Raw genomic sequence first — 13,486 nt, forward strand, 5'->3', positions numbered from 1 at the left:
CGGATTTCTGGGTGTGCTGCAGCAAAACATGCGCTGCATTGCAGCGTGGGTCGACTGTCTTCACGGGTGACGGGAATTACTATTTGCGGTACGCGGGGAGGGGTAATGCCCCACCGACAGCAATGCTCATCAACGATCGACATCGCATCCATCTGCGAATCTCGTTGGTCATCTCAAGGCACTTGGCTTAAAAGCAAGGCCTCTGTTTCAGCACCGATGGATATCAGCCATGCCCGCCAAACTCTCCGTGAACCTCAACGCGATCGCCATGCTGCGCAACCGGCGCGACCTGCCATGGCCGAGCGTCGAAGCGCTCGGGCGAATAGCGCTTGCCGCGGGCGCCAGCGGCCTGACGGTGCACCCGCGCCCCGACCAGCGGCACATCCGTTTTTCCGACCTGCCCATCATCCGCAACCTTATCGACGACGAATTCCCCGAGGCCGAGTTCAATATCGAAGGTTATCCGACGGAGGAGTTTTTTGACCTCTGCGCCGGAGCAGCACCGGAGCAGGTGACGCTGGTGCCGGACGATCCCGCGCAGGCGACCTCGGACCACGGCTGGGATTTCCGCAAACATCGGGCGTTTCTCACCGATGCCGTCGCGCGGCTGAAGACGATGGGATGCCGGGTCTCGCTGTTTGCCGACGGAGACGGGGATGCTGAAGCCGTCGAGATCGCCAAGGCCGTCGGCGCCGACCGGATCGAACTTTATACGGGCCCCTATGGCGGCTGTTACGACGCGCCGGAACGGGCGGCCCCGATCCTCGAAGCGCTCGGCCGGACGGCGGATGCGGCGCTGGCGATCGGCCTCGCCGTCAATGCCGGCCATGATCTGACGGTCGCAAACCTGCCGGGTCTGGTGAAGCGCATTCCAGCGCTTACCGAGGTTTCGATCGGCCATGGGCTGACCGCCGATGCGCTTGAGTATGGTATGGCCGAGACGGTGCGGCGCTTCTGCCGGGCGTGTGGGCAGGCGGTTTGAGAAGACTCGATGCTGTTTTCTCCCTCTTCTTCCCAACGGGGAGAAGAGGTGTGTAGCAACGCCTCGCGCCAATTCCGCTTGCAATGAAACCCTCTCTCCGCAAAAGCGGAAAGAGGGCGTCGGAAGCCACTGTCCGCAAATGCGTTAGTGCCCACTACCTCCAGCTGCCGTCAAAGCAGCCTTCTGCTCGACAAAGAACTCCTTCAGCGATTGCGGCTGCCTGCCCGTCAGCTTAGTGAAATCCCCAGTGATGATGTCGAACTTGCCGGCGCGGATGTTGGCGTCGGCGGAGACCAGCATGTCGGCGACGAAGCCGGGGAGGCCGGCGCCGCGCATGCCCTGGCCGAGCTGTTCGTCATTGACGTCGACGACTTCGAGCGGCTTGCCGGCGACGTCCGAGATGATGGCGGCGATCTGGCGGTTGTTCAGAGACGCCGCACCGGTCAGCGTGTAGGTGGCGCTGTCCGATGTGGCGGAGGCAAGCGCTGCGGCGATCGCCAGGGCGCAGTCGTCACGCGAGATCGTCGAGACCTTGCCGTCGCCCGTGGCGCTGTACCATTTGCCGCCCTGCAGGTTGTGCGGCATGCTATGCATGTAGTTGTCGTGATACCAGGCGTCGCGGATGATCGCGTGAGCGATGCCACTCGCCTTGATAGCATTTTCGCTGCCGAGATGGTCCGGTGCGAAGGTAACGAGCGAATCGTCCGGCGCCGGCATCGAGGTATAGGCGATGTGCTTGACGCCTGCCTTGACGGCGGCAGCGACGGCCGCCTGGTGCTGGGCGAGGCGTTTGCCGGGCGTATCCAGCGCATCGGTGCTGATGATCAGCAGCCGGTCGATGCCGGCGAAAGCCTTTTCCAGACCGGCGGCGTCATCGAAATCGGCCTTGCGGGTGAGGACGCCCTTGTTTGCGAGCTCGGCGAGCTTTTCGGGGCTGCGGGTGGCCGCGACGATCGTGCCTGGGGCGACCTTGTAGGTCTCGAGGAGGTGATGGATGACACGCTGGCCGAGCTGACCGGCAGCGCCGGTGACCAAGATGGTTTCGCTCATGGATAGTTCCTTCTGCGTTGGCCTCTGTGTTGATAGGTGGTCTCAAAAAGAGAGCAGCACTAGAATAGGAATTGACTTGGCGGTGTAAAGGAGGCAGTTTTTCGGCTCTACGTTACCAAAAGGGAACCAGCACATGAGCGGCGCCGTCGTCAGTCTGAAGAACAGGATGCCGGGGGCGCGGCGCGAGATCAATCTTGCCGGCCTCGATTTTTCCAATTGCCCGGTCAGGGACATGATGCAGCAGATCGGCGGCAAATGGTCGACGCTATTGCTCGAAGTGCTGGCCGCCGAGCCCCGCCGCTTCGGCGAACTCAGGCGGATGCTTCCCGACATTTCCCAACGCATGCTGACGCAGACGCTGCGTGATCTGCAAAGGGACGGTTATATCGCCCGCGAGGTCTTCCCGACCAAGCCGCCGAGCGTCGAATATTCGATGACCGAGCTCGGCCGCTCGCTCTACTTGCCGCTGTCGCAGTTGTTGAACTGGGCGGAAGCCAATCACGATGCCGTCCGCGCCGCCCGTTCGCGTTTCGATTCCGCCGATGGCTAAAGCGCGACGCGATCTTTAGCGCGGCTGGGCGGCCTTGGCCGGCGACTATCGTTCCGGTCGCATGAACAGCGTGCGGAACAATTCCTCCGATCGCTGCAAGCCTTCGTCGCTCAGAACGACGGATTTGGCCTTGCCGGCGGGATTGGCAATCAGACCTTTCTGATGCAGACGATCCATCACGTCCCAGTCGAAACCCTTCCAGGCCCGATCCCCGTCATGCAGCGTCAGCCAGAGCAATGCGAGTACGGCATCGTCGATCTTTTCTTCATCCATTTCCATGCGGGGAAGCATCCTTGTCAAAATGAGAGATCTTGCGGTTCTCTTATTTTAACCCGAGCATAGTTCCGAATCGGCTCCGACTTTCCTACTTGCTGCGCCCTTCCGTCAGGAACAGCAGGAAGGCGAGCGCCGGGAAGGCGAAGCCGATCCAGGCGGTCATTGTCCAGCCGCCGGTTGCATAGGCCCAGCCGCCGAGCGCCGAGCCGAGGGCGCCGCCGGCAAAGAAAGTCGCCATGAACAGGCCGTTCAGCCGGCTGCGATGTTCCGGGTTCAGCCCATAGATGGCGCGCTGGCCGCAGACGAGATTGGTGGTCACGCCGAAATCGAGCATGATCGCCGCCACCGTCAGAAGGATCAGGGCGGCAAGCGAGCCGTCGGCGGCGAAATGGCTGATCAGGAAGGAGGCCATGCCGAGCAGCATGGCGATCGTCGAGGCGATCTTGGTCATGCCGCGATCGGCAAGCCGGCCGGCGATCGGCGAGGCGATGGCGCCTGAAGCACCGGCGAGCGCGAAGAGGGCGATGCCGTTCTGCGTCAGGCCGAAGGCCGGGCTAGCGAGCAGCAAGGGCGTCGTCGTCCAGAACAGGCTGAAGGCACCGAACATGCCGGCCTGGTAAAGCGCGCGGCGCTGCAGCACGCGGGAGGTCAGCGCGAGATGCGCCATGGAGGCGAGCAACTCGCTATACCGCAGCTTCGTCTTCGGCCGGCGGACCGGCAGGTTGGCGCGCAGGACGATAGCGAGCACGATCATCAGCCCCGCGGTGAGGTAATAGACGACGTGCCAGGAGGAGGCCTCGGCGACGAAGCTGGCGAAGGGGCGGGCCAGCATGATGCCGCAGAGCAAGCCGCTCATGACATTGCCGACGACCTGCCCGCGTGTGGCATCCGGCGCCATGTTGGCGGCGAAGGGAACCAGAACCTGAACGGCGACCGAGGCGAGGCCGATGCAGAGCGAGGCGACGAGAAAGGCTGTCGGCGTCGTCGACAGCGCCGCGCCGATCAGCGCAACAGCGGAGACGGCCACAAGCATCAGCACCAGCCGGCGGTTTTCGGTGAGGTCGCCGAGCGGCACGATCAGCAGCAGGCCGAGGCCGTAGCCGATCTGCGTCAACGTGACGATCAGTCCGGTTGCGGCCGGCGTGAAGCCGAGCTCGGCGCTGATCGGTCCGGCAAGCGGCTGGCCATAATAGAGATTGGCGGCCACCAGCCCGCAGGCGGCGGCGAAAAGAAAGGTGAGCCAGGGGGAGAGTGCCCGTGGAATGGCCTTATCCGGTGCGGCGGCTGAAATGCTCATCGGAAACTCCGGTATGATTGAAAGGATTAATCGCAAATCGGTCTGCCGGCGGCCACCCGTTTCCGGGCGCTGGCATTCCCCTGGGGGGAATGTCAGGTCACCAGCTTCATCGCGGCTTCGGCAGCGGCGGCCATTTCTTCGCCGCTGCGCTCTGTCTTGCCGATGACGCGCATGCCCTTGGTGAGGCAGAGGAGGGCAAGTGCCGTCGCTGATATATCGAGCTCCGCCGAAATCGAGCCGTCGGACTGGCCGAGGCAGATCAGGTCTGCGAGAAGCGTCTCGTCGGTCGCAAAGGCGGCGGCGACGCGCTCGGCCGCCTCTTCGTCGAAGAGGGCGAGATCGCTGGCGCTGCCGACGACGAGGCAGCCCTGCCTGCCGATCTGCCCGTGCGAGGAGGCCGCAAAGAAGGTGACGAGTGCACGCAGCTTGTCGCGGCCGGTTTCGACACGATCCAGTTCGGCTCTGAGCAAGCCTCGGCGCACGGCGCGGTAGCGGTCGAAGGCGGCGAGGAAGATGCCGCGCTTATCGCCGAAGGCCTTATAGACGCTGCCGGCGGCAAGCCCCATGGCTTCGGTAAGCTCGCTGATCGAGGCGGCGTGGTAGCCGCGCTCGGAAAAAACAAGCAGGGCGGCATCGAGTGCGGTCTCCGCGTCGAATTCCCGCGGGCGGCCGCGGCTTCGAGTCTTCTCGTGAAGGGGTGTTGCGTTCATGTCCGCCTAATTAGGAAATGATCGTTTCCAAATCAAGCGAAATTTTTGCAGCGCAGCAAGTCAGAGGGGGAGGGCCCAGTTCTGGCCGTTCGCCTCGGGGCCGAACATGCAATGTCTCTCCTCGGAGACAAGGCGGAAGCCCGATTTGACGTAGATGGCGCGGGCAGTCTCCAGCATGTCGTTGGTCCAGAGTTGGAGTTCGCTGTAGCCCTTTTTCCTGCAGAAGCGGATGCATTCGTCGACCAGCAGTTTGCCGAGCCCGAGGCCGCGGGCTGATTTGTCGACATAAAGCAGCCGCAGTTTAGCGATGCCGTCACCGCCATTGGCGACAAGGACCGAACCGACATTGATGCCGCCGCGCTCGGCGATCCAGCAATATTCTTTTTCAGGATCGAAATTGGCGAGGAATTTGCCGGCAACCTCGGCGACCAGTGCCTCGAAACGCAGGTCCCAGCCATATTCCTCGGCATAGAAGCGGCCCTGGCTTTGCACGATCCAGCCGATATCGCCGGCGCGATGGGCGCGGATGATGGCGGGGGCGGGCTTCGCCGCCGGGTCGAGCAGCGCGCGGATCGTGTCCATGGCCGAAACGACGGCTTGTGGCTCACCGATCGCCAGATTGTCGAAACGGGCGGCGATCTGGGCATTGGCGCGCCGGCCGAATTCCTCGAACTGCTGTCGTCCCCGATCGGTGACAGTGATGATCTGGCTGCGCAGATCGGCCGGATCAGGGCTGGTCTCGATCAACCCTTCCGCGCGAAAGCGCTTGAGGATGCGGCTGAGATAGGCCGGGTCGAGATGCAGGTCGCGGACAAGGGCTGCGGCGCTGATGCCGTCATGCGAGCCGATCTCGAACAGGATGCGGGCATCCGTCAGCGTGTAGGGAGAGTCGAGATAGGCCTTGTTCAGCAGGCCGAGGAAATTGGTATAGAAGCGGTTGAAATCGCGAGCGGTTTCGATGAGGGCGATATCGCGCATGGTGATCTCCAGATGGAGATCTGGCCAGACGTGATAAGGCTCGCTCCTCGCTCGGCGTCATCCTCGGCCTTGTGCCGAGGATCTGCTGCCCTATCGAACGGAGGCAGATGCTCGGGACAAGCCCGAGCATGACGGAAGAGAGGTTGGCGACTGTCCGAACAACTGACTAAAATCTCCTGATGGAAACCTTTGTCATGCATTTGGTTGACTGGGTCAACTAAATTAACTGCGCACTCACGCTGCCTCTTCCGTTTCCGCGTCCTCCGCGCCAAGTGCGAACTCGACGGCCGCCCGGGCATGGATCGTGGTCGTGTCGAAGCCCGGCAATGGCAGGCGATTAGGATCGAGGATCAGGCAGATTTCGGTGCAGCCAAGGATGATGCTGTCGGCGCCGTTATCCATGGCGCGGTCGATGATGTCGATCAGCTTTTCGCGCGAACTGTCGTGCACCCTGCCAGCGCAGAGTTCATTGAAGATGATGTCGTGCACGGTGGTGCGGTCGGCGGCGTCGGGCACCAGGATATCCAGGCCGTGGCTCTTCATGCGGTCGGCGTAGAAGCCATGCTCCATCGTGTAGCGGGTGGCGAGCAAGAGCGGGCGCTTGCGGCCGGCGGCACGCAGCGATTTCGCCGTCTCGTCGATGATATGGATCAGCGGCACGGATACCTTGGCCGCAACCTCGTCAGCTATCAGATGCATGGTGTTGGTGCAGATCAGAACGCAGCCGGCGCCCGCCGCCTCCAGGCGTTCCGCCACCTCGCCGAGGCGGCGGGCCGCTCCAGCCCAGTCGCCGGCCTTCTGAAGAGCGACGATCTCCTCGAAATTGACCGAATGCAGGATGAGTTCGGCCGAGGCAAGGCCGCCTTTGCGGGCGCGCACCATCTCGTTGACCAGGCGGTAATAAACCGCCGAACTTTCGAAACTCATGCCGCCGATCAGGCCGATCGTTTCCATCTCTTCATGCTCCTATGCATTGAACTTTCGAAAATGATGCCGCAATGACGGCGCGGGGTGTTTGCGTTGTTTGTCCTCCATGGAGGATGTATGCTATGATTTTGCGCAATTTCGGTAAATTACGCAAAATCACCGCGTGAGGTACGATTTACACACATGCTGGATGACCGCGACAGACGCATACTGGACATGCTGCAGAGGGATGCAGGCATATCCGTGACCGATCTGGCCGAGCGCGTGGCGCTGTCGGTCTCGGCCTGTTCGCGGCGCATCCAGCGGCTGGAGGAAAGCGGCCATATCCTTCGGCGCATCATCGTGCTCGACCGCGAGCGGATGGGCGTGCCGACGACGGTCTTTGCGCTCGTCAAGACAGCGCATCATTCCGACGAATGGACGGAAACCTTCCGCAGGATCATCGGCGACATCCCGGAGATCGTCGAGGCACACCGGTTGACCGGCAATCACGATTACATCCTGAAGATCGCGCTGCCGCGCGTCGAGCATTACGACGTCATCTATAAGCAGATCGTGCGCAAGCTGGAACTCTTCGACGTCTCAGCGTCGATCTCGATGGAAGAATTGAAACATGGGATGGCGATACCCGTGGGCTATGCCCGGTGATCGTTGCCCAGAACAGCATGATTTCAGGCCAGGTCGGCCTAAATCTGAATCCTGTTCTACATTAAATAGTTGGGCATGGCGCCATCCGAAACCGCTCACATTTCTCGGCATCATGCTCCAGAGGAGAAACCGATAGTTCTCCGCGCCATCGATAGCGATTAATTCGTGGCTATATGGAAGTTTTTTGACATACTACGTTCACCTTTGGTTCAGGAGGAGGGGAGGATACTCTCTCCTCTTGGAGGAGTAGAGGAGGACAGTCATGAGAAAGCTAACCGTCGCTGCGTTATGCTTGATCATAGGGATCCCCGGCGTCACGCCGGCTCAGGCATTTCCGGCTATCAATCCACCCAGGATCGAACCTCAGCAGCAGATAGAGCAGGTGCAATGGCGTGGCCGAGGCGGCCACTGGGGTGGCGGCCATCACGGCGGCTATCATCATGGGCATGGATCGGGCTGGGGCTGGGCCTTAGGTGGTCTGGCCGTTGGTACGATCATAGGCGGCGCATTGGCCCAGCCCTATTACGGCTCGTATTACGGATCGCCATACGGCTATTACGGTCGGCCCTACGGTTACTACGGTCGGCCCTACGGTTACTACGGTCGGCCCTATGGCTATTACGGTGCGCCCTACCGCTATTACGGCCGGCCCTATCGCGCCTATGCATCGTCAGCCTATTATGGAGGCGGCGGGAGCCACGAGGCTTGGTGCTATGCGCGCTATCGTTCGTACAGGGCTTATGACAATACCTTCCAGCCCTATCATGGACCCCGTCGCCAGTGCGTCGGTTCCTATTGATCGGCGGGTTATGCATCTGTGCTGTGAACTGGTTCCAGGCTGCACCTCAACCGAGGCCCGGCCTGGGCAGCTATAACTCTTTCTGATCTCCGCTCCATAAGCTTCGCCGGACCCGATTACCTGAAAACCAATAATCCTGTGCGCCCCGACTGCCGTCGGCGGCGCAGGGCAGGCATGCCGAAACGGCGGTTGCAACATTCGCGGCAAAAGCCACATTGGTTTCGAGCGAAATGGCGCAAAAGGGGCAGTGCGTGAGCGATCATCATGTCGTCGTTGTCGGTGGCGGTTTCGGCGGGCTGCAACTCGTCAACGGGTTGAAGGGGGCGGGTGTGAAGGTCACGCTCGTCGACCGGCGCAATCATCATCTCTTCCAGCCGCTGCTCTATCAGGTGGCGACCACCATTCTTTCCACCTCGGAGATCGCCTGGCCGATCCGCCGCCTCTATGCCGATCGGCCCGATGTGACGGTGCTCCTCGGCGAGGTCACCGATGTCGACACCGGCGCCAAGACGGTGTCGCTACGCAACGGTATGACTCTCGGTTACGATACGCTGGTGTTGGCGACCGGGGCGACCCATGCCTATTTCGGCCGCGACGAATGGGAGCCGGTGGCGCCGGGCCTGAAGACGCTGGAGGATGCGACGACAATCCGCCGGCGCGTGCTGCTTGCCTTCGAGAAGGCGGAGATGGAGGCCGATCCCGCCGTGCGCGACGCGCTTCTGACCTTCACCATCGTCGGCGCCGGGCCGACCGGCGTCGAGCTTGCCGGCATCATCGCCGAACTGGCGCATTTCACCCTGCCGAAGGAATTCCGCAACATCGATACGCGCAAGACCCGCGTCGTGCTTGTCGAGGCCGGTCCGCGGGTGCTGCCGGCCTTCGCCGAGGAGCTTTCGGCCTATGCTCAAAAGGCGCTGGAGAAGCTTGGGGTGGAGATCCATCTCGGCAAGCCGGTTACCGAATGCCGCGCCGATGGCGTCCGGATCGGCGAGACATTTATCGCCAGCCGCACGATCGTCTGGGCGGCCGGCGTCACCGCTTCGCCGGCGGCCCGCTGGCTTGACGTGCCGGCCGACCGGGCAGGGCGCGTCGTCGTCGAAAAGGATCTGAGCGCGCCGGGTCTGCCGGACGTCTTCGTCATTGGCGACACGGCTTCGGTCATGCGTGAGGACGGCAAACCGGTGCCGGGTATCGCGCCGGCTGCCAAGCAGCAGGGCGGCTACGTCGCCAAGGTCATCCGCGCCCGCCTGTCGGGCAAGCCGGCGCCCGCACCCTTCCGCTACCGGCATCAAGGCAGCCTGGCGACGATCGGCCAGAGTGCGGCGATCATCGATTTCGGCCGCATCAAGCTGAAGGGCTGGATTGCCTGGTGGATCTGGGGCCTTGCCCATATCTACTTCCTGATCGGCACCCGCTCCCGTTTCTCCGTCGCCTGGAGCTGGCTGTGGATCTATCTCAGCGGCCAGCACAGCGCCCGGCTGATCACCCAGCGGGAGACGATGCGGGAGGAGGGGTAGGGGTCCTGTGCCGTCTCTCCGGCCTCATCCTGAGGTGCCCTGAAGGGGCCTCGAAGGACGAGGCCGGCCACCGACGTTTCACCGAGGGATAGGCATGCAGCCACCCGCCCTCGTGGTTCGAGACGGCCCTGCGTTCGTAGGCTGCAATCGATTCACTGGATCGATTGCTTGCTCCTCACCCTCACCATGAGGGCTGATCGTTGTGCCCGGGGCGCACACCCAACCTTGACACATCTCCCCACACCGCCTTAGCATCCCGCCGCGTCTCCCAACCACCACCTGGGGTGCCCGCATCCAGCCGCATCAACGGATAGAGGTTCCAATGCGCCGACTCATTTCTCACGAAAATCACATCCGAATTTCTGAGAAGTTGGTGGTTCATGCGCACTTTGAATCTGGGCATCCTCGCCCATGTGGATGCAGGCAAGACTAGCCTTACCGAAAGACTGCTTTTTGACGCCGGCGTCATCGACAAGCTTGGCAGTGTCGATACCGGCAATACACAGACGGATACGCTCGAACTCGAACGACAACGCGGCATCACGATCAGGGCGGCGGTGGTCTCGTTTACGATCGACGACAGGACCGTCAATCTGATCGACACACCCGGTCACCCGGACTTCATCGCCGAGGTCGAGCGGGTGCTTGGATTGCTCGATGCCGCGGTCGTCGTCGTTTCGGCGATCGAAGGCGTGCAGGCGCAGACGCGTGTGCTGGTGCGGGCGTTGCGGTGGCTCGGCGTTCCCTTCGTCTTCTTCGTCAATAAGGTCGATCGCCTCGGCGCCCGGTATCACGAGGTGCTGGAGGCGCTTGCCGCTCAACTGGCGGTGCGTCCCATCGCCATGTCTTCCGTCATCGGTGCCGGCAGCAAGTTTACCCGGGTGGAGGCACTGGCGCCGGGAAACGAGCCGCTTTTTTCGGCGCTTTGCGAGGCGCTCGGCGAGAACGATGAGACGCTGCTCGACGATTATGTGCTCGCCCCCGAACGACTGACGACGGAAAGGCTCGGGCGCAGCCTTGCCGATCAGGTGGCAAGGGGCCTGGTGCATCCCGTCTTCGCAGGGGCGGCTATGACCGGCGCCGGCGTGCCGGCACTAAGCTCTGCTATCGCGACGCTGTTGCCCGAGCGGCGGCTTGATCCGGACGGGCCGGTCGCCGGCAAGATCTTCAAGATCGAGCGTGGCTGGAGTGGTGAAAAGCACGCCTATCTCTACCTGACTTCGGGCACCGTGCGGCTGCGGCAATATCTGGATCTGCCCAAGGGCGCCGACCGGGTGACTGCGATCCATGTGTTTGAAGCCGGCCGCAGCCGTGGCGTCGCGAGCTTCTGCGCCGGCCAGATCGCCCGCGTCAGCGGCCTTGCCGGTGTCCGGATCGGCGATGCGGTGGGCGGCGATCCGGCTTCGGGTGGGCGGGCTTACTTTGCCTCGCCGACGCTCGAAACCCGCGTGCTTGCCCGGCGGCCCTCGAACAGCGCGGCGCTTTGGCTGGCGCTGAACCAGATGGCTGAGCAGGATCCGTTGATCAATCTGCGCCGGACCGAGGAGACGAATGAGGTCTTTGTCTCGCTCTATGGCGAGGTGCAGAAGGAAGTTATCCAATCGACGCTGCTGACGGATTTCGGCCTCGAAGCAGCTTTCGAGGAAAGCACGGTCATCCTGGTCGAGAGACCCGCCGGCACTGGGGCCGGCTTGCAGATCCTCTTCAAGGAGCCGAATCCGTTTCTGGCCACCGTCGGTTTGCGGGTCGAGCCGCGTCCTGCCGGCGCCGGCAACAGCTTCGCGCTGGAGGTGGAAGTCGGCCAGATGCCCATCGCTTTTTACCGAGCGGTCGAGGAAACCGCGTTCGAGACGCTGAAACAGGGCATTTTCGGCTGGCAGGTCATCGATTGCCACGTGGTGATGACGGCGGCGCGGCACAGTTCGCCCGCAAGCACCGCCGCCGATTTCCGGCAGTTGACGCCCTTAGTGCTGGCGACGGCGCTCTCGGCTGCGCAAACGGTCGTCTGCGAGCCCTTCTATCGCTTTCACCTGGAAGCGCCTGTCGAGAGCCTGAGCAGTGTGCTCACTTTGCTGGCGAAATCCGCTGCGGCGACGTCGCATTCCGTGATCGCCGATGGCGTGGTGCGGTTCGAAGGCACTCTGGCGTCTCAGATGGTTCAAAGCGTCCAGCAGCAATTGCCGGGCCTGACGAGCGGCGCAGGGACAATGGACACCGCTTTCGATCACCATGCTGCTATGGCCGGGGCACCGCGCCTGCGCCGGCGTTCAGGGCCTGATCCGTTCAACCCGGTCGAATATCTGCTGCGGTTGCGGTCCACGCGAGCCTCATGCTGAGATGCGCCGGCCGAAGGCCGGAGCCTCGGAGAAAGGAGGCGGGCGCTCTGACATGGCGGCAGAGGCGGCGTTGGCGGGTGATGCTTCGAGGCTTCGCCCTAAGGGCTACCCACCTCAGCATGGGGACGAATGGCGGATGCCGGCCCATCAATAAAAAAGCGGCCCCCGAAGGAGCCGCCTCTGATGTCCTCAAGCCGCCAGCGAGGCGATATCGATGACGAAGCGGTAGCGGACGTCGCTCTTGACGACTCGCTCGTAGGCTTCGTTGATATTCTGGATGTCGATCTTCTCGATCTCCGAGACGATGTTGTGTTTGCCGCAGAAGTCGAGCATTTCCTGGGTCTCCTTGATCGAGCCGATCATTGAGCCAGCAAGGCTCTTGCGCCCGCCGATAACGGAGAAGGCGTGGACCGGAACCGGGTGCTCGGGAACGCCGACCAGAACCATGGTGCCGTCAGACTTCAACAGGTTGAGATAGGCGTTCCAATCGATTGCCGCGCCGACCGTGTTGATGATCAGGTCGAAGGTGCCGGCGAGTTTGGTGAAAGTCTCGGCGTCGCTCGTTGCATAATAGTCCTTGGCGCCGAGCTTGAGGCCGTCTTCCTTCTTCGACAGCGATTGGGAAAGCACGGTGATGTCGGCCCCCATGGCAGCACCGATCTTCACGCCCATATGGCCGAGACCGCCCATGCCGACGATCGCGATCTTCTTGCCGGGACCGGCTTTCCAGTGCGCGAGCGGCGAATAGAGCGTGATGCCGGCGCAAAGCAGCGGGGCGCCGGAATCGAGCGGAATATTGTCGGGGAAGCGCAGCACATAGCCTTCCTTGACGACGATCGAGTCGGAATAACCGCCGAAGGTCGGGGTCGTGCCATCGGCTTCGTAGCCGTTATAGGTCGGGACGAGGCCGGGCAGGTAGTGTTCGTAATCCAGGTCACGCGCGGCGCAGCCGACGCAGGAATCGACGAAGCAGCCGACGCCGACGCGGTCGCCGACCTTGAATTTCGTGACCTTGGAGCCGACGGCAGAAACGACGCCGGCAACCTCGTGGCCCGGCACCATCGGGAATATGGAGTTGCCCCATTCATTGCGGGCCTGGTGAATGTCGGAATGGCAGACGCCGCAATATTGAACCGCGATGACGACGTCGTCATCGTTGGGCTCGCGACGTTCGAAGGTAAAGGGGGTCAGCGGTTGCGACGCGTCGGTTGCGGCATAGCCTTTTGCGATAGCCATCTGAAGCTTCCTTTGGGGTTGGGAGGGGTCGAGCGGGATGGCGGACTATTGCCCGGATGTTGGCAAGGGCGTTAGAGCGATCCTCTCAGCTTCTTGCACAATCCTGCAAAAGTCAGACGCCGGCCTGTTTGCGAAATGGCAAAGACACTCTAGATAAGGGCGGTATCGCCCGCGCCAGAC

13 protein-coding genes are annotated in these 13,486 nt (G+C 62.4%); 6 read left to right on the plus strand and 7 right to left on the minus strand.

What is annotated here, in order from left to right:
• Window positions 1-229: 229 nt before the first annotated feature.
• Complete coding sequence (locus ATY75_RS25520) at window positions 230-982, plus strand: pyridoxine 5'-phosphate synthase (protein ID WP_088939685.1); 753 nt, start codon at window positions 230-232, stop codon at window positions 980-982.
• 144 nt (window positions 983-1,126) lie between these two features.
• Here ATY75_RS25520 and ATY75_RS25525 read toward each other — a convergent pair whose 3' ends face one another.
• Window positions 1,127-2,032, minus strand: a complete 906-nt coding sequence (locus tag ATY75_RS25525) for an SDR family oxidoreductase (RefSeq protein ID WP_088939686.1) — start codon at window positions 2,030-2,032, stop codon at window positions 1,127-1,129.
• A gap of 133 nt (window positions 2,033-2,165) precedes the next feature.
• Between ATY75_RS25525 and ATY75_RS25530 the strand changes: the two genes are divergently transcribed.
• Window positions 2,166-2,582: a helix-turn-helix domain-containing protein gene (locus tag ATY75_RS25530; RefSeq protein WP_088939687.1), complete on the plus strand. Its 417-nt coding sequence runs from the start codon at window positions 2,166-2,168 to the stop codon at window positions 2,580-2,582.
• Window positions 2,583-2,627: 45 nt separating this feature from the next.
• On the opposite strand, the gene ATY75_RS25535 is transcribed toward ATY75_RS25530, so the two are convergent.
• The 5 genes from ATY75_RS25535 to ATY75_RS25555 form a co-directional block, all read right to left on the minus strand.
• The gene (locus ATY75_RS25535; RefSeq protein ID WP_088939688.1) at window positions 2,628-2,861 is read right to left on the minus strand and encodes a DUF6429 family protein; all 234 of its coding nucleotides are present in this window, start codon (window positions 2,859-2,861) and stop codon (window positions 2,628-2,630) included.
• 85 nt (window positions 2,862-2,946) lie between these two features.
• Entirely contained in the window at window positions 2,947-4,155 is a 1,209-nt protein-coding gene (locus ATY75_RS25540) for an MFS transporter (RefSeq protein ID WP_088939689.1), read from the minus strand.
• A 92-nt stretch (window positions 4,156-4,247) separates the two neighbouring features.
• Window positions 4,248-4,865: a TetR/AcrR family transcriptional regulator gene (locus tag ATY75_RS25545; protein WP_088939690.1), complete on the minus strand. Its 618-nt coding sequence runs from the start codon at window positions 4,863-4,865 to the stop codon at window positions 4,248-4,250.
• 60 nt (window positions 4,866-4,925) lie between these two features.
• Window positions 4,926-5,843, minus strand: coding sequence for a bifunctional helix-turn-helix transcriptional regulator/GNAT family N-acetyltransferase (locus tag ATY75_RS25550; protein WP_088939691.1), 918 nt, complete (start codon window positions 5,841-5,843; stop codon window positions 4,926-4,928).
• 234 nt (window positions 5,844-6,077) lie between these two features.
• The gene (locus ATY75_RS25555) at window positions 6,078-6,797 is read right to left on the minus strand and encodes an aspartate/glutamate racemase family protein (protein ID WP_088939692.1); all 720 of its coding nucleotides are present in this window, start codon (window positions 6,795-6,797) and stop codon (window positions 6,078-6,080) included.
• 156 nt (window positions 6,798-6,953) lie between these two features.
• Between ATY75_RS25555 and ATY75_RS25560 the strand changes: the two genes are divergently transcribed.
• From ATY75_RS25560 to ATY75_RS25575, 4 genes are all read left to right on the plus strand, one after another.
• Window positions 6,954-7,418, plus strand: coding sequence for an Lrp/AsnC family transcriptional regulator (locus tag ATY75_RS25560; protein WP_088939693.1), 465 nt, complete (start codon window positions 6,954-6,956; stop codon window positions 7,416-7,418).
• A gap of 262 nt (window positions 7,419-7,680) precedes the next feature.
• Window positions 7,681-8,217, plus strand: a complete 537-nt coding sequence (locus ATY75_RS25565) for a BA14K family protein (protein WP_088939694.1) — start codon at window positions 7,681-7,683, stop codon at window positions 8,215-8,217.
• A gap of 251 nt (window positions 8,218-8,468) precedes the next feature.
• On the plus strand, window positions 8,469-9,734 hold the full coding sequence (locus tag ATY75_RS25570; RefSeq protein WP_088939803.1) for an NAD(P)/FAD-dependent oxidoreductase: 1,266 nt from the start codon (window positions 8,469-8,471) through the stop codon (window positions 9,732-9,734).
• 380 nt (window positions 9,735-10,114) lie between these two features.
• Entirely contained in the window at window positions 10,115-12,070 is a 1,956-nt protein-coding gene (locus tag ATY75_RS25575; RefSeq protein WP_088939695.1) for a TetM/TetW/TetO/TetS family tetracycline resistance ribosomal protection protein, read from the plus strand.
• 189 nt (window positions 12,071-12,259) lie between these two features.
• Here the strand turns inward: ATY75_RS25575 and ATY75_RS25580 are convergent, their stop codons facing one another.
• Window positions 12,260-13,306 (minus strand): NAD(P)-dependent alcohol dehydrogenase, encoded by a 1,047-nt coding sequence (locus tag ATY75_RS25580; RefSeq protein ID WP_088939696.1) that lies wholly within the window; start codon window positions 13,304-13,306, stop codon window positions 12,260-12,262.
• Window positions 13,307-13,486: the final 180 nt, after the last annotated feature.

Source organism: Rhizobium sp. N122, assembly GCF_002211295.1.
Classification (GTDB): domain Bacteria; phylum Pseudomonadota; class Alphaproteobacteria; order Rhizobiales; family Rhizobiaceae; genus Rhizobium.

Bases quoted from the DNA above. Each gene is read 5' to 3' on its own strand.
- ATY75_RS25560 (WP_088939693.1), top strand. From the start codon at position 6,954: ATGCTGGATGACCGCGACAGACGCATACTGGACATGCTGCAGAGGGAT.
- ATY75_RS25535 (WP_088939688.1), bottom strand. From the start codon at position 2,861: ATGGAAATGGATGAAGAAAAGATCGACGATGCCGTACTCGCATTGCTC.
- ATY75_RS25520 (WP_088939685.1), top strand. From the start codon at position 230: ATGCCCGCCAAACTCTCCGTGAACCTCAACGCGATCGCCATGCTGCGC.
- ATY75_RS25555 (WP_088939692.1), bottom strand. From the start codon at position 6,797: ATGGAAACGATCGGCCTGATCGGCGGCATGAGTTTCGAAAGTTCGGCG.
- ATY75_RS25575 (WP_088939695.1), top strand. From the start codon at position 10,115: ATGCGCACTTTGAATCTGGGCATCCTCGCCCATGTGGATGCAGGCAAG.
- ATY75_RS25565 (WP_088939694.1), top strand. From the start codon at position 7,681: ATGAGAAAGCTAACCGTCGCTGCGTTATGCTTGATCATAGGGATCCCC.
- ATY75_RS25580 (WP_088939696.1), bottom strand. From the start codon at position 13,306: ATGGCTATCGCAAAAGGCTATGCCGCAACCGACGCGTCGCAACCGCTG.
- ATY75_RS25550 (WP_088939691.1), bottom strand. From the start codon at position 5,843: ATGCGCGATATCGCCCTCATCGAAACCGCTCGCGATTTCAACCGCTTC.
- ATY75_RS25525 (WP_088939686.1), bottom strand. From the start codon at position 2,032: ATGAGCGAAACCATCTTGGTCACCGGCGCTGCCGGTCAGCTCGGCCAG.
- ATY75_RS25530 (WP_088939687.1), top strand. From the start codon at position 2,166: ATGAGCGGCGCCGTCGTCAGTCTGAAGAACAGGATGCCGGGGGCGCGG.
- ATY75_RS25540 (WP_088939689.1), bottom strand. From the start codon at position 4,155: ATGAGCATTTCAGCCGCCGCACCGGATAAGGCCATTCCACGGGCACTC.
- ATY75_RS25545 (WP_088939690.1), bottom strand. From the start codon at position 4,865: ATGAACGCAACACCCCTTCACGAGAAGACTCGAAGCCGCGGCCGCCCG.